This window comes from Streptomyces sp. NPDC018693 (assembly GCF_044391385.1).
GTDB lineage: Bacteria > Actinomycetota > Actinomycetes > Streptomycetales > Streptomycetaceae > Streptomyces.
In genome coordinates, this window is record NZ_JBIRZZ010000034.1 from 1 (window position 1) to 17,694 (window position 17,694).

Consider the following 17,694-nt stretch of genomic DNA (forward strand, 5'->3'; position numbering starts at 1 on the left):
TCGCCGTACTCGCCATGAACCAACCACGCCTCTTCACCCGCTGGCGCAAACAACTCACCACCACCCCCGCCTGACACCACCCCCGACGGATCCACACACCGCCCCAGCGGCGGCATCCCCTCGCACGCGGCGTAGCTTCCTACACAACGCAGTCCGGCGCCTGCCACGACTGGGTCAGCGACCACCTGGACACCCCCGGGCATGACTCAACCCAGATAGCCCATCCGGTGACTGATCTCCGCCGCCCCCTTGACCAGCACCGGAGCCAGCTCGTGCAGACGCTCCTCGGTGAGCCGGTAGCCGGGCCCGGAGGCGCTGAGTGCGGCAATGACGTCGCCGTCCCGGTTGCGGACCGGGGCGGCCATCGCGTGCAGGCCCACCTCCAGCTCCTCCAGCGTGATGGAGTAACCGCGCTCCTGGGCCTCGGCGAGGTTCTTCTCCAGCTTCGTCTTGGCGGTGATGGTGCGCGGGGTGACCTTCTTCATACCGGCGGTGGACAGCAGCGCGGCGCGCTCCTTGGCGGGCATGTGCGCCAGCAGGATCTTGCCGCTGGAGGTGGCGTGCAACGGGGTCAGCTGGCCCACCCAGTTGTGGGCGGTGACGGCCCCCGGACCGCGCACCTGATACAGGTTGATCGCGTAGTGCTCCTGCATGACGGCGATGTTCACGGTCTCGCCGATCTCCTCGGCGAGACGCTCACAGACCGGGCGGCCCTGCTGGGTGATGTCGATACGGCCCGTCACCGCGCCGGCCAGGCGCACGATCCCGAAGCCCAGCCGGTACTTGCCGCGCTCCCCCGCCTGCTCCACCAGACCCCGCGACTCCAGGGCACCGAGCAGGCGGAACGCGGTCGACTTGTGCACATCGATCTCGCCCGCCACCTCACTCACACCCGCCTCGCCGCGCTGGGCGAGGATCTCCAGGACGCTGATGGCGCGGTCCACCGACTGCACACCGCCGGCCTGTGAATTCGACGTTTCCGTGTCAGGGCTGTAGTTGCTCACAGTGAAACTATACGCGTAGTAAACAACGTCACTGCAAGTAACATGATCGAAATCGACATCCAGGAGTTGCGCAGGTCGCAACATGAGGGGCTGTAGCGCAGGAACCGCGGCATGCTCGTGGCGCCGTCCGCCGGGGATTTCGGCGTGAGTTGACGCGCGGAGCCCAGGACACGGCGGCGAGGTCGTCGGCAGTGGCCCGTCCACCTGCCGGAGGGGCCGCAACAGCAGGTGGACGGGCGGCATGGTGGCGGGGTCAGTGCGTGGGCCGCACTTCCAGCTTGTTCTGCAGCCAGGTGTGGAACTCGCCGATGTGGTGCTCGCTGGGTACCAGAACGCCGCCCTTGGTGTACGCCTTCGAGGTCATCGCCGGCTGGGTGCGCTCACAGGCGTCGAAGTCCTGCTGGTTGACCCGGTGGAAGAGCTCCACCGATCGGTCCACGTCCTTGCCGCTCTCCACGACGTGCGGGAGGTAGAGCCAGTCGCACTCGACGATCGTGCGGTCGGGTGCCATCGGGTACATGCGGTGGAAGATGACGTGGTCGGGGACCAGGTTGATGAAGACCTGCGGCCGGACGGTGATGGCGTAGTAGCGACGGTCCTGGTCCTCGGCGACGCCCGGGATGCGGTCCAGGCCCTCACTGCCGTCGACGGTGAAGCCCTGGACCTCCTCGCCGAACTCGGCGCCGTGGCCGACGTAATACTGGGCGGCGTATCCGTCGGCGAACTCCGGGAGCACCTCGGTGAGTTCGGGGTGGATCGTGGCGCAGTGGTAGCACTCCATGAAGTTCTCGATGATGAGCTTCCAGTTCGCCTTCACGTCGTACGTGATGCGGCGGCCCACCTTCAGGTCGTCGATCCCGTAGCGCTCGATCGACTCGATGTCGCCGAGCCGCTCGACGACCGCGCCCTGAACGTCGGCCTCGAAGGAGGGCGGCTCGTCGGCGAGGCACACCCACACATACCCGAGCCACTCCCGCACATGGACGTTGACCAGGCCGTACTCGGTCCGGTCGATGTCCGGCATCGACGTCAGGTTGGGCGCGGCCACCAGCTTGCCGTCCAGCCCGTAGGTCCAGGCGTGGTACGGACATTGGAAGGCCCGCTTGACCTCGCCGGACTCCTCGGTGCAGAGCTTGGCGCCACGGTGCCGGCAGATGTTGAGGAATGCCTTGACGGAGCCGTCCCGCGAGCGGGAGACCAACACGCTCTCGCGGCCCACCTGGTAGGTGCGGAACGCGCCGGGCTTGTCCAGCTCGGGCGCGCGGGCCACGCAGAACCACATGCTCTCGAAGACCCGCTCCTGCTCCTGGGCGAAGACCTCGGGGTCGGTGTAGTACGTGCCGGACAGCGTGGGGATCAGGCTGGGCGGCAGGTTCGTAACGGTCATCTCGTCACCTTCAGGAAGTGTCAGACGCGCACGCGGCGAGGGTCGAACAGGGCGATGGGGTGATCGGTGGTGCCAACGGTCGCCAGGTCGGCGAGGATCTCGCCGATGACGGGGACGAACTTGAACCCGTGGCCGGAGAAGCCGCAGGCCACGATCACCTGCGGATGCTCCGGGTGCTTGGCGAGGACGAAGTTCTCGTCGGGGGTGTTGGCGTACATGCAGGCCGCGGCCTTGAGGAAGCGGCCGGGCAGGGTGGGGACGCGCGGACGCAGGTACTCGGCCATGGCCGCGATCTCGTCCGGGTGGATGCGGCGGTCGAGGGTGTCGGGGTCGCTGGGGACGCCCTTGCGGAAGAAGGCGACCTTGGCGCCGCCGTCTGGGCCGTCGAGGGCGGGGAACCCGTAGATCTGGGTGCCGTCCGGGTCCTCCCAGACATAGACGGGGTGCCGGTCGTGGGTGAACGGGCCGGTGCCGCCCTCGGGCTGGAACCAGTACATGACCTGCCGCTCCACCGTCACGCGCACGCCGAGGTCTGCCAGGAGCTTCGGCGCCCAGGCCCCGGGTGCGATGACGAGCCGGTCGGCCGTGTAGGCGCCGCGGTCGGTGACCACCCACGCCTTGCCGCCCGGCCCGTCGGCCTCCCAGCCGCGGACCATCTCCGCGAAGTGCAGGTCGGCGCCGTGGGCCCGGGCCAGATCGAGGTGGGCGGTGACGGTCGCCTCGGGCCGGGCGACACCGGCCTTGCGCTCGTAGAAGGCGACGTCCTCGGCCGCCGGAGTGAAGGTCGGGAAACGGCGCCGGATGTCGGCGGCGCCCAGGACCTCGTGGTCCAGGCCCCACTCGTGGGCGCTGCGCAGGGTGCCGGCGAAGGCGGCGCTGTCCTCACGGCCGATCATGAGTCCGCCGGTCTCGGTGAAGACCTCGCGGCCGGAGTCGGCGGCCAGCTTCTCCCACAGTTCGTGGGCCCGGAGCAGCAACGGCACGTAGGCCGGGTCCTCGAAGTACGCCTGCCGGTAGATCCGGGAACCGCCGTGGCTGGAACCGAGGTTGTGGGCCGGGCCGAAGCGCTCCAGGCCGAGCACTCGCTGACCGCGGGTGGCGAGGTGACAGGCGGCCGCGCTGCCCATCCCGCCCAGGCCGACCACGATCACGTCGTACGAAGAGGCCATCTGTCCATCTCCTGGGAATCTTGAAGTGCTCCTTGTCGCGGCGAACGGCGAAGCCGAGGCCGGCCTCATGGGGGTCGTGCTCCGCGGCCGGCGGCGATGATCTCCGGCTCCTGTCGATCACCAGGGCCGACGAGGCGCTCGATCCGTGCGGTCACAGGACCACCACCGAGCGCAGGACGTCGCCGTGGTGCATCGTGGCGAACGCTGCCTCCACGTCGTCCAGGGAGATCGTCTCGGTGACGAAGTCGCCCAGGTCGAAGCGGCCCTGGAGGTAGAGATCGATCAGGGCGGGGAAGTCCCGGGAGGGCAGGCAGTCGCCGTACCAGGAGGACTTCACCGCGCCGCCACGGCCGAACACGTCCAGCAGGGGCAGGTCGAGGGTCAGCTCCGGGGTGGGTACGCCGACGAGGACGGCGGTGCCGGCCAGGTCGCGGGCGTAGAATGCCTGCTTGAAGGTCTCGGGGCGGCCGACCGCGTCCACGACGACCTCGGCGCCGAAGCCGCCGGTGAGCTCGCGGATCGCCTCGACGGCGTCGGTCCGCGAGGAGTCGACGGTGTCGGTGGCACCGAACTGCTCGGCCCACCTCAGCTTCCGCTCGTCGACGTCGACGGCGATGATGCGGGAGGCACCGGCCACCTTGGCGCCCGCGATCGCGGCCATGCCCACACCGCCGCAGCCGATCACCGCGATCGAGTCGCCGCGGCCCACGCCGCCGGTGTTGACCGCGGCACCGAACCCGGCCATCACGCCGCAGCCGAGCAGCCCGGCCGCGGTGGGCGCGGCGGTCGGGTCCACCTTGGTGCACTGGCCGGCTGCGACCAGCGACTTCTCGGCGAGGGCACCGATGCCGAGGGCCGGGGACAGCGGCGTGCCGTCGGCCAGGGTCATCGGCCGGTCGGCGTTGTGGGTGGCGAAGCAGTACCACGGCTTGCCCTTGCTGCAGGCACGGCAGGTGCCGCACACCGCACGCCAGTTGAGGACGACGAAGTCGCCGGGCTCGACGTCGGTGACGCCCTCGCCGACCGCCTCGACGACACCGGCCGCCTCGTGGCCGAGCAGGAACGGGAACTCGTCGGTGATCCCGCCCTCCCGGTAGTGCAGGTCGGTGTGGCAGACACCGCACGCCTGCACCCGCACCAGCGCCTCACAGGGGCCGGGGTTCGGGACCAGGATGGTCTCCACCGAGACCGGTGCGCCCTTCTTCCGGGCGACGACGGCGCGTACCTCGTGTGTCACGGTCGATCTCCTCGTCGAGGGGACGGGCCGAACGCGATCTCCGGGATCTTCGGCCTGATGTTCTGGATGGCGGGAGGTCGTCGATCGCTCGCCGAAGCCGCTCATCGGGTTGCATAATCAGCAACTCTTTTCACCATGAGCAACGACCGCACAACTGTCTCCCTGTCGACATCCACTGTCAAGGGGTCGGCGAAGTCATCGCGCGCCTGGTCGGCGTCAAGTACCCAACCGGCCTCCGGTCCGGTCACTGTGGCCCCTCGGCGCACGCAGACGATTACGTATCGTTGCGTTATGAGCAACTACATCGCAGAAAGCGAAACAGCGGCTCCCGCGGTGAACGGGGTGCAGTCCGTCGACCGCGCCGTCAGCGTCCTGGAGATCCTGGCCCGGCGTGGCGAGGCGGGCGTCAGCGAGGTGGCCGCGGAGATCGGCGTCCACAAGTCGACCGCGTTCCGTCTGCTCGGGGCCCTGGAGGCGCGCGGCCTGGTCGAGCAGACGGCCGAGCGGGGCAAATACCGGCTGGGCTTCGGGATCGTGCGCCTGGCCGGCGCGGTCACGGGGCGCCTCGACATCACCCAGCAGGGCCGACCGGTGTGCGAGCGGCTCAGCGAGGAGATCGGCGAGACGGTCAACATCGCGGTCCTGCGGGAGCAGTACGCCGTCAACCTCCACCAGGTACGCGGCCCGGGTGCGGTCGGCACACACAACTGGGTCGGGCAGCTCACCCCGGTGTACGCCACGTCGAGCGGCAAGATCCTGCTGGCCCACCTGCCGGAGAAGGAGCGCGCCGGGGTGCTCGCGACGTCGGGCACGCGGAAGCTGACGGCACACACCCTGAACACGCGGGCCAGGCTGGAGAAGGATCTCGCCGCAGCGCGCGAGCGCGGATACGCGGTGGCGCTGGAGGAACTCGAGATCGGGCTGCACGCCGTGGCGGCCCCGATCCGCTCCCGCGACAACGAGGTGATCGCCGCGCTCAGCGCCTCGGGTCCGACGTACCGCTTCACCGAGGAACGCATGCACGAGCTGGCACCCGCGCTGATCAGGGGTGCGGAGGAGATCAGCCGACGGATGGGCCATCTGGGCTGAGGCTCCGCAGCGGCGACCGCGTCGACGCCGCTGCCTCGACGCCCCAGCGGGCCGTCACCCGTACCGCGTCGGCCGTCGAGGCGACGTCGTGCACCCGCAGGCACCAGACGCCCTGCGCGGCGGCGAGTACGGACACGGCGGTCGTCGCGGCATCCCGCAGCCGCGCGGGACGGGGTTGTCCCGTCGTCCGGTCCGCCAGCAGGCTGCCCAGGAACGACTTGCGGGACGCGCCCACCAGGACGGGACGGCCCAGGGCCATGACGTCCGCGAGGCGGCCCAGCAGCTCCCAGTTGTGCTCCGGCGTCTTGGCGAAGCCCAGCCCGGGGTCCACGACCAGGCAGCCCGGCGATATCCCCGCCTCCAGCGCGGCCTCGATTCTCAGGCGCAGCTCGTCGAGCACATCGGTGACGACGTCGTCGTAGACGGCGTTCGTCTGCATATCGGCGGAGTGTCCACGCCAGTGCATCAGCACGTACGGCGTGCCCGCCCGAGCCATCAGCGGCAGCATCTCGGGGTCGGCGAGGCCCCCTGAGACATCGTTGACCAGCCGCGCTCCCGCGTCCAGCGCGCGGGCGGCGACCTCGGCCCGCATCGTGTCGACACTCACGATCGCGCCCGCCGCGGCCAGTTCCCGGACGACGGGCACGACGCGTCGCAGCTCCTCCTCGACGGGCGGGCGTGCCGCGCCGGGGCGGGTCGACTCACCGCCCACGTCCACGATGTCCGCACCCTGTGCGAGCAGCGCGAGTCCGTGCGCGACGGCCGCGTCCGCGGCGAACGACAGCCCGCCGTCGGAGAACGAGTCCGGGGTGACGTTCACGACGCCCATGACCAGCGTCCGGCCGGGTCTTGGCAGCCCGTGCGGATGGAGGCCGGGCGTGCCCGGGTGCGGAGGGGTGGTGGCGTGAGCCGTGGCGTTCACAGGAGTCCAGCCTTCGAACGTACGACGATGACTTACTGTGCAAAGCCCGGTGGGAGCCCCTCGACGGAGCTCCCAGCAGGGTGACGGGAAAGCCCGTCCAGCTCGCTCAGACGTATTCGGTCGCCGCGTCGAGCAACCAGTCCGCCAGATAGCCGGCGAACGACGAGCGGACCAGCACCCAGAATCCGGCCCGGGGTTCGTCCCGGGCGACCAGGACCACCTGCGTGCGGCCCAGTGTGGTCTGGGCACAGCGCCCGGCGCCGAAGGCCCGCGGATGCAGGTCCAGCGGGCAACCGTGGGCCAGCAGGTCGTGGGCGCGGGGGCCGCTCACGAGGAGCGTGGTGCGCTGCGCGGAGACGTCGGTGACCGAGACGGGCTCGTCTGCCGTGACCTCGCGGACAAGGCTCTCCACATCCCGCTCGCTGCCCGGCGGTCCGACCAGCAGCCATTCGTCCGGGCCGAGCCAGAGCGCGGTCAGCTCGCCCGCGTGGACCACGGTGTTGGGCTGGAGGGGCAGTGGGAGGCCCAGGGCCAGCCCGACGGCTTCCGCCGCCGGTCCCTTGGCGTCGAGGCGCACGTTGATCTGGGCCAGGAAGGGGAGTTCGGCCAGCCGGATCGCGCCCCCGGAGGCGCGGGTCGCGGCGGCCAGGCGGTCGGCGGCGTGCGAGAGGGGGCTGCGGGGCGGGGCGGTCAGAGCGGTGTCAGCCATCGCGGCGGGCTCCCTCGGGGTCGTAGAGGACGGGGCTTGCGACGGTCACCGGGACCAGCCGGTCGCCCACGGGGGCGTACAGCCGCTCGCCGATGCGGTCCCGGCCGCCCTTGATCAGGGCGAGCGCGAAGGTCCGGCCGAGGGCGGCGCTGCGGTAGCTGGAGGTGACGTGGCCGAGCATCGGGACGGGCGGCGCGGGCAGCACGCTGTCGGCGACCAGGTGGGTGCCCTCGGGGAGGAAGTCCTCCGGGTTCTCGGGGAGCAGGCCGACCAGGTGCTTGCGGTCGGGGCGGGCGGTGTCCGCCCGGGCGTAGGACCGCTTGCCGACGAAGTCGGGCTTCTTCTTCGACACCACCCAGCTCATGCCCAGGTCCTGCGGAGTGACGGTGCCGTCGGTGTCCTGGCCGATGATCGGGTAGCCCTTCTCGGCACGCAGGACGTGCATGGTCTCGGTGCCGTACGGGGTGATGCCGTACGGGGCGCCGGCCTCGTACACGGCCTCCCAGAGGGCGAGGGCCCGCCAGGGTGACACGTTGATCTCGTAGGCGAGCTCGCCGGAGAAACTGATCCGGCAGACTCGGGCGTCGATGCCCGCGACCGTCGCCTCGCGCCAGGCCATGAACGGGAAGTCCTCATTGGCCACGGCGAGTTGGGGGGCGAGCGAGCCGAGGACCTCCCGGGACTTCGGGCCGACCAGGGCTACGGTGGCCCACTGCTCGGTGACGGACGTGCAGTGGACCTTCAGCTCCGGCCACTCGGTCTGGAGCCACTCCTCCATCCAGTCCAGGACGGTGGCCGCGTTGCCCGTCGTCGTGGTGACGAGGAACCGGTCCTGGGCGACGCGGATGACCGTGCCGTCGTCGAAGACCATGCCGTCCGGGCGGCACATGACGCCGTAGCGGATCATGCCCACCTTCAGGGTGGACATCATGTTGGTGTAGAGCCGGTCGAGGAGGACGCCGGCGTCCGGGCCCTGTACGTCGATCTTGCCGAGGGTGGAGGCGTCCATGAAGCCCACGCTCTCGCGGGTGGCGGCGCACTCGCGCAGCACCGCCGCCTCCATGTCCTCGCCGTCCTGCGGGTAGTACCAGGGGCGCTTCCACTGACCGACGTTCTCGAACAGGGCGCCGTGCGCGACATGCCACTCGTGGATGGCCGTCGTGCGGACCGGATCGCTCAGCACGCCACGGTCGCGGCCCGCGAGGGCGGCGAAGGAGACCGGGGTGTACGGGGGACGGAACGTGGTCGTGCCGAGTGCCGAGATGTCCACGCCGAGCAGTTCGGCGACGACGCCGCCGGCCAGGACGCCGGAGGTCTTGCCCTGGTCGTTGGCGGTGCCGGCCGTGGTGTACCGCTTGGTGTGCTCGACCGAGCGCAGACCGGCGCCGGTCGCGCGGGCCAGGTCGTCGACGGTGACATCACGTTGGAGGTCGACGAAACGGGGGGTGTCGTCCGTGCCGCCCGGGACGACGTACACGTGCATGGGTGGCGTCGGCCGCGGTTGCGCGGCCACCTGCGGAAGGCCGGGCGCCTCGGGCGCGTACCCCTCGGCCTCGACGGCACGGGCACCGGCGGCCGCGCCCTGGGCCAGAACCGTGGCCTGGTCGAGGACGCCGCTCGCACTGCCCACGACCTCGACCGCCTGGCGGCAGGTGTCCGGGACGAAGGAGCCCAGCGTGTCGTCGTAGCGCAGCTTGCCGCCCGACTGGCTGAACAGGTGGACCACCGGGTTCCAGCCGCCGGAGACCAGCAGGAGGTCGGCGGCGAACTGCCGCTGCCCTGTGGATTCCCCGTAGAGGGCGACGGTCACGGCGGTGAGGCGCGGGTCGCCTTCCGTGCCGATGACGGCGTGGCCGGGCATGACTTCGATGCCGGCAGCCCTCGCGCGCTCCGCCCATTCCCCCGGCTCGGGGCGGGTGTCGACGATCGCCGTGATGGCCACGCCCGCGGTGCGGAGGTCCAACGCCGCGGCGTAGGCGCTGTCGTTGGTCGTGAAGATCACCGCGTGACGGCCGGGCAGGACGCCGTGGCGGTTGACGTGCGTGCGGGCCGAGGCCGCCAGCATCACGCCGGGGCGGTCGTTGTCCGCGAAGGCCAGCGAGCGCTCGTGGGCGCCGGTGGCGAGGACGACGCGGCGGGCGCGGATGCGCCAGACGCGTTCGCGGGAGACATTCTCCGGGGCGTCGGCGCCGAGGTGGTTGGTGCGGCGCTCCACGGCGAGGAGGTGGTTGTCGTCGTAGTGGCCGAAGACGGTGGTGCGGGGCAGGACGCGTACCTCGGGGGCGGCGTCGAGCTGCTCGGTCACCTCCCGTACCCAGTCGAGGTGTTCGGCCGTGCCCAGCAGACTGCCGCCGGGTTCCGGCTGGTCGTCGGCCAGGATGACGCGTGCTCCGCTGCGGGCGGCGGCCGCCGCTGCGGCGAGGCCGGCCGGGCCCGCGCCCACGACCAGCAGGTCGCAGTGGGCGTGTACGGCGTCGTAGCGGGCCGGGTCGGGTTCGGTGGCGAGGCGGCCCTGGCCGGGGAGGCTGGTGGCGACCAGGCCGTCGTAGAGCTCGACGGTCGTGGCGGGGAGCATGGGCTCCGGGAAGGGCTCCTCGATCTGGACGACCACGTTGGGCTCTTCGACGCCGGCCGAGAAGATGCCGCGGGGGCGGCCCAGCTTGATGCTGGTGCCGGCCTGGATGACGCCGTTGGCGAGGAGGGCGGAGGCGAGGGTGTCGCCTCGGAAGCCTCGGTATTCGGTGCCGTCGAAGGTGAAGGTGAGGGGGGTGTCGCGGTCGATTCGGCCGCGGGTCGCGTGGCGGAACGGCTGGGTTGTCTCGCCCCCGCCGCCCCTACCCGTCCCTTCCTGAAGGGGCTCTGCCCCTTCGACCCCGCTGGGGTTGTCATTCAGCTGCGGGTGAGTGGGGGCTGGGCGCGCAGTTCCCCGCGCCCCTTCTGGGGCTGCCGCCCCAGACCCCGCTGGGAACACCGGCCTCGGCTCAAGAATCGCGGGGCGTTCCTCTCCCGTCCTGTACACCGCCAGGATCTCGTTCGTCGACGTGTCCCGTACCGCGTTGAACCAGCGGCGGCAGCCCGCAGCGTGGCTCCAGCGCTCGGCGAAGGGGCCCTTCGGGTTGTCGCGGAAGAACAGGTAGCGGGCCCACTCCTCGTCGGAGAGGGACGCCGGGTCCTGCGGGTACGGCACATGGGCCTGGCCGCCGTAGTGGAACTCGGCCTCGTCGCGGGGCCCGCACCACGGGCAGGGGATCAGCAGCATGGTTCGGCTCCCTAGTGGGCCACGGCGGCCGCGCCGTGCTCGTCGACGAGCGCGCCGGTGGTGAAACGGTCGAGCGAGAAGGGGGCGTTGAGGGCGTGGGGCGTGTCATGGGCGATGGTGTGGGCGTAGACCCAGCCGACGCCCGGGGTGGCCTTGAAACCGCCCGTACCCCAGCCGCAGTTGAGGTAGAGGTTGTCGACGGGGCTGAGCCCGATGATCGGTGAGGCGTCGGGGCTGACGTCGACGATGCCGCCCCAGGTGCGCAGTACGTGGGCGCGGGCGAAGACCGGGAAGAGCTCCAGGGCCGCGGACATCTGCTCTTCGATGATGTGGAAGGCGCCGCGCTGGGTGTAGGAGTTGTACGCGTCGATGCCCGCGCCCATCACCAGCTCGCCCTTGTGGGCCTGGCTGACGTACACGTGGACGGCGTTGGACATGACGACCGTGGGGTGGATCGGCTCCAGGAGCTCCGAGACCAGCGCCTGCAACGGGTGGCTCTGGACCGGGAGTTCGATGCCGGCCATGGCGGCGAGGACCGAGGTGTGGCCCGCCGAGCAGAGCGCCACCTTGCCGGCCGCGATGGGGCCGAGGTTCGTCCGGACGCCGACCACCCGGTTGCCGACCACGTCGAGGCCCGTGACCTCGCAGTTCTGGATGATGTCGATGCCCGCGGCGTCCGCCGAGCGGGCCAGGCCCCAGGCCACGTAGTCGTGCTTGGCGATGCCGGCACGCGGCTGGTAGGTGGCGCCGAGGACCGGGTAGCGCACGTCCTGCGAGATGTTGACGATCGGGCAGACTTCCTTGACGCCGTCCGCGTCGAGCCACTCCGCGTCCACGCCGTTGAGGCGGTTGGCCTCCACGCGCCGCACGCTGTCGCGGACGTCCTGGAGGCTGTGCGCGAGGTTCAGCACGCCGCGCTGGGAGAACAGGATCGGGTAGTCCAGCTCCTCCGCCAGGCCCTCCCACAGCTTGAGGGCGTGCTCGTAGATGCCGGCGCTCTCGTCCCACAGGTAGTTGGAGCGGATGATCGTGGTGTTGCGGGCCATGTTGCCGCCCGCGAGCCAGCCCTTCTCCAGCACGGCGACATTGGTGATGCCGTGGTTCTTGGCGAGGTAGTGCGCGGTGGCGAGGCCGTGTCCGCCGCCGCCGACGATCACCACGTCGTACGACCGCTTGGGCTCGGGGTTGCGCCACAGCCAGTCGGGGTGGTCGGGGAGGTCGGCGCCGGGGGTGCGGGGGCTCATCGGACGTCTCCGTCGTGGGGCAGGGACAGGTTCATACGGCGTTCGCGTTCCTCTCGGCGGCCTCGACGACGTTGGCGAGCAACATCGCTCGGGTCATGGGGCCCACACCGCCGGGCATGGGCGCGATCCATCCGGCGACCTGGGCGGCGTCCGGGTGGATGTCGCCGACCAGGCCCTCGCCGGTGCGGGTGATGCCGACGTCCAGGACCGCGGCGCCGGGGCGCAGCATGTCCTTGGTGACCAGGCCGGGCGAGCCGGCGGCGGCGATGACGATGTCCGCCTCGCGTACGTGCCAGGCCAGGCCCTTGGTGCCGGTGTGGCACAGGGTCACGGTGGCGTTCTCGGAGCGGCGGGTGAGGAGGAGGCCGATCGGGCGTCCGACGGTGATGCCGCGGCCGATCACGCAGACGCGCGCTCCGGCGAGCGGTACGTCGTGGCGGCGGAGCAGTTCGACGATGCCGCGCGGGGTGCACGGCAGCGGGGCCTCGACACCCAGGGTGAGCCGGCCGAGGTTGACGGGGTGCAGGCCGTCGGCGTCCTTGGCCGGGTCCATCCGTTCCAGTACGGCGTTGGCGTCCAGGTGGCGCGGAAGCGGGAGCTGGACGATGTAGCCGGTGCAGGCCGGGTCGGCGTTCAGCTCGTCGATCGTCTCCTCGACCTGCTGCTGCGAGGCATCGGCGGGCAGGTCCCGGCGGATGGAGGCGATGCCGACCTGGGCGCAGTCGCGGTGCTTGCCGGCGACGTAGGCGCGGCTGCCGGGGTCGTCGCCGACCAGGACGGTGCCCAGGCCCGGGGGGCGGCCGTTGGTGGCCGTCAACTTGGCCACACGCTCCGCGAGTTCGCGGCGGATGTCGGCGGCGGTCGCCTTGCCGTCGAGCAGCTGTGCGTTCACCGGCGGTGTTCCTTCCCTCGGAGTCGAGGCGGGGGTGTCAGCCACGGAGTCGGGACATGGCGGGGTCGAACAGGGGCTCCTCGGCGACGACGGCTTCGACGCGCTGGTCGAAGTAGCCGATGTGCACGGTCGTGCCGGGAGCGGTCAGCTCGGCCGGCAGCCAGGCGTAGGCGATGCCCTTGCCGATGGTGTAGCCGTAGGCGGCGCTGGTGACGTAGCCGACCGCGCGGTCGCCGTCGTACACCGGTTCCTTGCCCAGGACGACCGAGCCCGGGTCGTCGATGGTGAGACAGGTCAGCTTGCGCCGTACGTCGGACTTACGGCGCTCCAGCGCCGCCTTGCCGATGAAGTCGTCCTTGTCGAGCTTGACGGCGAAGCCCACGCCGGCCTCGTAGGGGTCGTGCTCGTAGGTCATGTCGGTGCCGAAGGAGCGGTAGCCCTTCTCCAGGCGGAGGCTGTTGAAGGCGCCGCGGCCCGCGACGATGCCGCCGAGCGGCTCGGCCGCCTGCCACAGGGTGTCCCACAGCTTCAGGCCCTGGTCGGCGGTGGTGTAGAGCTCCCAGCCGAGTTCGCCGACGTAGGACAGACGCATCGCGGTGACGGGTACCGAGCCGATGTGGGTGCGCTTGGCGCGGAAGTACTTCAGGCCGTCGCCCGAGAAGTCGTCGTCGGTCAGGGACTGCAGTACCTCGCGGGCGAGCGGGCCCCACAGGCCGACGCAGCAGGTGCCGGGGGTGATGTCGCGGACCTGGACCGTGCCGTCGGCGGGGAGGTGGCGGCTGAACCAGTCGAGGTCCAGGTTGCCGTTGGCGCCGACCTGGAAGACGTCGGTGGCGAGCCGCGCGACGGTGATGTCGCTGCGGATGCCGCCGTCGTGGTCGAGGAGCAGGGTGTACGTCACCGAGCCGACCGACTTGGCGACCTTGCCGGTGCACAGGCGCTCCAGGAAGTCCGCCGAGCCGGGGCCGGTCACCTCCAGGCGCTTGAGGGCCGTCATGTCGTACATCGCGACCGTCTCGCGGGTGACCTGGGCCTCGGCGCCGACGATGGGAGACCAGTACTGCGCGGCCCAGTCGTTGGGAGTGGGGACGGAGCGGCCCTCGACCAGGTGGGCGTTGGCCTCGTACCACTGCGGGCGCTCCCAGCCGTTCGCCTCCAGGAAGAAGGCGCCCAGCTCCTGCTGGCGGGCGTAGAAGGGGCTGGTGCGCAGGGGGCGCGGGTGCCCGGTCGGCTGGAGCGGGTGCAGGATGTCGTAGACCTCGACGAAGTTCTGGCAGTCGCGGGCCAGGACGTACTCCGGGGACAGCTGGTGCGGCTCGAAGCGGTTGACGTCGCACTCGTGCAGGTCGAAGGACGAGCAGTGCCCGTCGACCAGCCACTCGGCCATCGCCCGGCCGACGCCCGCGGAGTGGGTGACCCAGACGGCTTCGGCGACCCAGAAGCCCTTGACGTGCGGGGACTCGCCGAGCAGCGGGAAGTTGTCGGTGGTGAAGGAGAACAGGCCGTTGATGCCCTCCTCGATCTTCGCCTCGCGGGTCGAGGGGAGCAGGGACTGGGTCTCGGTCCAGGCGCCCTCGAAGTCCTCCTCGGTGAACTTCAGGACCGACGGCATCTGGTCGGCCTCGTCCACGGACAGGATGTCGTCGGCGGAGATCGGCATCGGACGGTGGCCGTAGTAGCCGATGCCCAGGCCGTCGAAGCGGTCGCGGTAGTAGAGGTCGGCGTCCTGGTGGCGCAGGATCGGGCGGACCGCCTCCTCGGTCTGGCCGGCGAGCGCGGGAATCGGGCCGGTCCAGGCGAGCTGGTGGGCGAGCGGGGTGAGCGGGAGGTTCATGCCGGCCATGCGGGCGATCCTCGGGCCCCAGATGCCGGCGCAGCACACGACGATGTCGGCTTCCAGATCGCCCTGGTCGGTGCGGACGCCCGTCACCTGGCCGTCGGCCTGGAGCACGTCGAGGACCTCGTGGCGGGCGAGGAAGCGCACGCCGCGCTCGGTGGCCCGGCGGATCTGCGCCTCGACGGCGAGGACGGCCTTGGCGAGGCCGTCGGTCGGGACGAGGAGGCCGCCGAGGACCTTGTCGCGGTTGACCAGTGGGTGCTGCTCGACGCACTCGTCGGTGGACAGGAGTCGCGACTCGATGCCCCAGGCCGTGAGCCAGCCGTGGCGGCGCCGCAGTTCCGTGAGCCGCTCGGGGGTGGTCGCCACTTCGAGGCCGCCCACCTGCAGGAAGCAGGGCTTGCCGTCGACGTCGAGGGAGCAGAACTTCTCGACGGTGTAGCGGGCCAGTTCGGTCATGGTCTTCGAGGAGTTCGTCTGGAAGACCAGGCCCGGGGCGTGCGAGGTCGAGCCCCCCGTGGCCGGGAGGGGGCCCTGGTCGACCACGGTCACCTCGGTCCAGCCCCGCGCCGAGATCTCGTCCGCGAGCGCCGCCCCCACGACACCCGCTCCGATGATGACCACACGCGGTCCCGCCATCGCCGCACCTCCGGTTTGAGAACGAGTCCAGCCGATTTGGTTGCTGTCTGCGCAACATGCTTCAGGTTGCGCAACTCAATGTGCCTGCCGTACAGGGGGGTGTCAAGAGGGTCCGGGGCGACCGGGAAACAGGCCCCTACACAGGTGGGAACAGGTCGACAACGGGAGCGCCACCGCGCGCCGGAAGATCGTGCCGCCGGCGTTCGGAGACGGCGCCGTTACTTGCAGCGCCGTTGTTTACCGTGGGTATAGTTGCGTCATGAGCAACTACAGCCTTGAAGGGGAAACCTCAAGTTCACAGGCCGGCGGTGTGCAGTCGGTGGACCGCGCCATCAGCGTCCTGGAGATCCTCGCCCAGCGCGGCGAGGCGGGTGTGAGTGAGGTGGCGGGCGAGATCGATGTGCACAAGTCGACCGCGTTCCGCCTGCTCGGTGCCCTGGAGTCGCGGGGTCTGGTGGAGCAGGCGGGGGAGCGCGGCAAGTACCGGCTGGGCTTCGGGATCGTGCGCCTGGCCGGCGCGGTGACGGGCCGTATCGACATCACCCAGCAGGGCCGCCCGGTCTGTGAGCGTCTCGCCGAGGAGATCGGCGAGACCGTGAACATCGCCGTGCTGCAGGAGCACTACGCGGTCAACCTCTATCAGGTGCGCGGCCCTGGGGCGGTCACCGCCCAGAACTGGGTCGGCCAGCTGACCCCGCTGCACGCCACGTCGAGCGGCAAGATCCTGCTGGCCCACCTGCCCGTCAAGGAACGCTCTGCGCTGCTGGCCCAGGGCGGCCTGGAGAAGGTCGCCCCGCGCACCATCACCGCCAAGACCAAGCTGGAGAAGAACCTCGCCGAGGCCCGGGAGCGCGGCTACGCCTGGGCCCTGGAGGAGCTGGAGGTGGGCCTGCACGCGATGGCCGCCCCGGTCCGCAACCGGGAAGGGGACGTCGTCGCGGCGGTGAGCGCCTCAGGGCCCTCGTACCGGCTCACCGAGGAACGTCTTCACGAGCTGGCTCCGCTGCTGGTCAAGGGGGCGGCGGAGATCAGTCACCGGATGGGCTATCTGGGTTGAGTCACGCCCGGGGGGTGCCCAGGCGGTCGTTGACCCAGTCGTGGAAGGCGCCGATGTGGTGCTCGCTGGGGACGAGGACGCCGCCCTTGGCGTAGGTCCGGGAGCTCATTGCGGGCTGGGTGCGTTCACAGGCGTCGAAGTCCTGCTGGTTGACCCGGTGGAAGAGTTCCACGGACCGGCTGACGTCCTTGCCGCTGTCGACGACGTGCGGGAGGTAGAGCCAGTCGCACTCGACGATCGTGCGGTCGGGTGCCATCGGGTACATGCGGTGGAAGATGACGTGGTCGGGGACCAGGTTGATGAAGACCTGCGGCCGGACGGTGATGGCGTAGTAGCGACGGTCCTGGTCCTCGGCGACGCCCGGGATGCGGTCCAGGCCCTCACTGCCGTCGACGGTGAAGCCCTGGACCTCCTCGCCGAACTCGGCGCCGTGGCCGACGTAGTACTGGGCGGCGTATCCGTCGGCGAACTCCGGGAGCACCTCGGTGAGTTCGGGGTGGATCGTGGCGCAGTGGTAGCACTCCATGAAGTTCTCGATGATGAGCTTCCAGTTCGCCTTCACGTCGTAGGTGATCCGCTTGCCGACGGAGAGGTTCTCGATGTCGTAGTGCTCGATCGCCTCCACATCACCGAGGCGGGCGACGACATCGCCGATGACGTCGTCCTCGAAGGAGGGCGGGTTGTCGGCGAGGCACACCCAGACGTAGCCGAGCCACTCCCGCACATGGACGTTGATCAGGCCGTATTCGGTGCGGCTGACGTCGGGCATCTTGGTGAGGTTGGGTGCCGCGACGAGTTTGCCGGTCAGGTCGTAGGTCCAGGCGTGGTACGGGCACTGGAAGGCCCGCTTGACCTCGCCGGCCTCCTCGGTGCGGAGCTTGGCGCCGCGGTGCCGGCACACATTGAAGTACGCGCGGATGCTGTTGTCCCTCGCGCGGGTGACGAGGATGCTCTCGCGGCCCACGTCGACGGTGCGGAAGGCACCGGGCTTCGCCAGCTCGGAGGCGCGCGCCACGCAGAACCACATGGTCTCGAAGATGTGTTCCTGTTCCTGGGTGAAGGTCCCGGGATCGGTGTAAGCGGATCCGGGGAGGGTGGCGATCAGGCTGTCCGGCAGGCCGGTCGAGGTCATGGGGCACTCCTCGGAGAACGTCGTGGATCCGTCGGGGGTGGTGTCAGGCGGGGGTGGTGGTGAGTTGTTTGCGCCAGCGGGTGAAGAGGCGTGGTTGGTTCATGGCGAGTACGGCGA

General features: G+C 70.5%; 13 protein-coding genes. 2 read left to right on the forward strand and 11 right to left on the reverse strand.

All coding sequences use genetic code 11. The features are described from left to right. Positions 1-206: 206 nt before the first annotated feature. From ACH5AC_RS37965 to ACH5AC_RS37980, 4 genes are all read right to left on the reverse strand, one after another. Entirely contained in the window at positions 207-953 is a 747-nt protein-coding gene (locus ACH5AC_RS37965; RefSeq protein WP_398866950.1) for an IclR family transcriptional regulator, read from the reverse strand. 304 nt (positions 954-1,257) lie between these two features. Further along, on the reverse strand, positions 1,258-2,391 hold the full coding sequence (locus ACH5AC_RS37970) for an aromatic ring-hydroxylating dioxygenase subunit alpha (protein ID WP_398866939.1): 1,134 nt from the start codon (positions 2,389-2,391) through the stop codon (positions 1,258-1,260). 20 nt (positions 2,392-2,411) lie between these two features. Then, positions 2,412-3,560, reverse strand: coding sequence for an N-methyl-L-tryptophan oxidase (gene solA / locus ACH5AC_RS37975; RefSeq protein WP_398866940.1), 1,149 nt, complete (start codon positions 3,558-3,560; stop codon positions 2,412-2,414). Between the two features lie 151 nt (positions 3,561-3,711). Then, entirely contained in the window at positions 3,712-4,797 is a 1,086-nt protein-coding gene (locus tag ACH5AC_RS37980; protein ID WP_398866941.1) for an S-(hydroxymethyl)mycothiol dehydrogenase, read from the reverse strand. A gap of 291 nt (positions 4,798-5,088) precedes the next feature. On the opposite strand from ACH5AC_RS37980, the gene ACH5AC_RS37985 reads away from it, so the two are divergent. Beyond that, positions 5,089-5,886, forward strand: a complete 798-nt coding sequence (locus ACH5AC_RS37985; RefSeq protein ID WP_398866942.1) for an IclR family transcriptional regulator — start codon at positions 5,089-5,091, stop codon at positions 5,884-5,886. On the opposite strand, the gene folP is transcribed toward ACH5AC_RS37985, so the two are convergent. The 6 genes from folP to ACH5AC_RS38015 all read right to left on the reverse strand — a co-directional run bounded on the left by folP (position 5,858) and on the right by ACH5AC_RS38015 (position 15,388). After that, positions 5,858-6,715, reverse strand: a complete 858-nt coding sequence (gene folP / locus ACH5AC_RS37990; RefSeq protein WP_398866951.1) for a dihydropteroate synthase — start codon at positions 6,713-6,715, stop codon at positions 5,858-5,860. The two genes, ACH5AC_RS37985 and folP, sit on opposite strands and share 29 nt — an antisense overlap. Positions 6,716-6,914: 199 nt before the next feature. Beyond that, positions 6,915-7,517: a sarcosine oxidase subunit gamma gene (locus tag ACH5AC_RS37995; RefSeq protein WP_398866943.1), complete on the reverse strand. Its 603-nt coding sequence runs from the start codon at positions 7,515-7,517 to the stop codon at positions 6,915-6,917. Further along, positions 7,510-10,776, reverse strand: a complete 3,267-nt coding sequence (locus ACH5AC_RS38000) for a sarcosine oxidase subunit alpha family protein (protein ID WP_398866944.1) — start codon at positions 10,774-10,776, stop codon at positions 7,510-7,512. The genes ACH5AC_RS37995 and ACH5AC_RS38000 overlap by 8 nt, the downstream gene beginning before the upstream one ends. Before the next feature lie 11 nt (positions 10,777-10,787). Further along, a complete protein-coding gene (locus ACH5AC_RS38005; RefSeq protein ID WP_398866945.1) occupies positions 10,788-12,020 on the reverse strand; it encodes a sarcosine oxidase subunit beta family protein in 1,233 nt (410 codons plus the stop codon). A 31-nt stretch (positions 12,021-12,051) separates the two neighbouring features. Then, positions 12,052-12,912, reverse strand: a complete 861-nt coding sequence (locus ACH5AC_RS38010; RefSeq protein WP_398866946.1) for a bifunctional methylenetetrahydrofolate dehydrogenase/methenyltetrahydrofolate cyclohydrolase — start codon at positions 12,910-12,912, stop codon at positions 12,052-12,054. Between the two features lie 37 nt (positions 12,913-12,949). Next, positions 12,950-15,388 (reverse strand): FAD-dependent oxidoreductase, encoded by a 2,439-nt coding sequence (locus ACH5AC_RS38015; RefSeq protein ID WP_398866947.1) that lies wholly within the window; start codon positions 15,386-15,388, stop codon positions 12,950-12,952. Positions 15,389-15,647: 259 nt separating this feature from the next. Here ACH5AC_RS38015 and ACH5AC_RS38020 point away from each other — a divergent pair, with 259 nt between their 5' ends. After that, positions 15,648-16,445 carry an IclR family transcriptional regulator gene (locus tag ACH5AC_RS38020; RefSeq protein WP_398866948.1) on the forward strand — a complete coding sequence of 266 codons (798 nt, stop codon included), beginning with the start codon at positions 15,648-15,650 and terminating at the stop codon, positions 16,443-16,445. A gap of 1 nt (position 16,446) precedes the next feature. On the opposite strand, the gene ACH5AC_RS38025 is transcribed toward ACH5AC_RS38020, so the two are convergent. After that, positions 16,447-17,577, reverse strand: a complete 1,131-nt coding sequence (locus ACH5AC_RS38025) for an aromatic ring-hydroxylating dioxygenase subunit alpha (protein ID WP_398866949.1) — start codon at positions 17,575-17,577, stop codon at positions 16,447-16,449. Between the last annotated feature and the right edge of the window lie 117 nt (positions 17,578-17,694).

Coding starts and splice junctions, on each gene's coding strand:
- ACH5AC_RS37970 (WP_398866939.1), bottom strand. CDS start 2,391: ATGACCGTTACGAACCTGCCGCCCAGCCTGATCCCCACGCTGTCCGGC.
- solA (WP_398866940.1), bottom strand. CDS start 3,560: ATGGCCTCTTCGTACGACGTGATCGTGGTCGGCCTGGGCGGGATGGGC.
- ACH5AC_RS37985 (WP_398866942.1), top strand. CDS start 5,089: ATGAGCAACTACATCGCAGAAAGCGAAACAGCGGCTCCCGCGGTGAAC.
- folP (WP_398866951.1), bottom strand. CDS start 6,715: ATGGGCGTCGTGAACGTCACCCCGGACTCGTTCTCCGACGGCGGGCTG.
- ACH5AC_RS37995 (WP_398866943.1), bottom strand. CDS start 7,517: ATGGCTGACACCGCTCTGACCGCCCCGCCCCGCAGCCCCCTCTCGCAC.
- ACH5AC_RS38000 (WP_398866944.1), bottom strand. CDS start 10,776: ATGCTGCTGATCCCCTGCCCGTGGTGCGGGCCCCGCGACGAGGCCGAG.
- ACH5AC_RS38005 (WP_398866945.1), bottom strand. CDS start 12,020: ATGAGCCCCCGCACCCCCGGCGCCGACCTCCCCGACCACCCCGACTGG.
- ACH5AC_RS38015 (WP_398866947.1), bottom strand. CDS start 15,388: ATGGCGGGACCGCGTGTGGTCATCATCGGAGCGGGTGTCGTGGGGGCG.
- ACH5AC_RS38020 (WP_398866948.1), top strand. CDS start 15,648: ATGAGCAACTACAGCCTTGAAGGGGAAACCTCAAGTTCACAGGCCGGC.
- ACH5AC_RS38025 (WP_398866949.1), bottom strand. CDS start 17,577: ATGACCTCGACCGGCCTGCCGGACAGCCTGATCGCCACCCTCCCCGGA.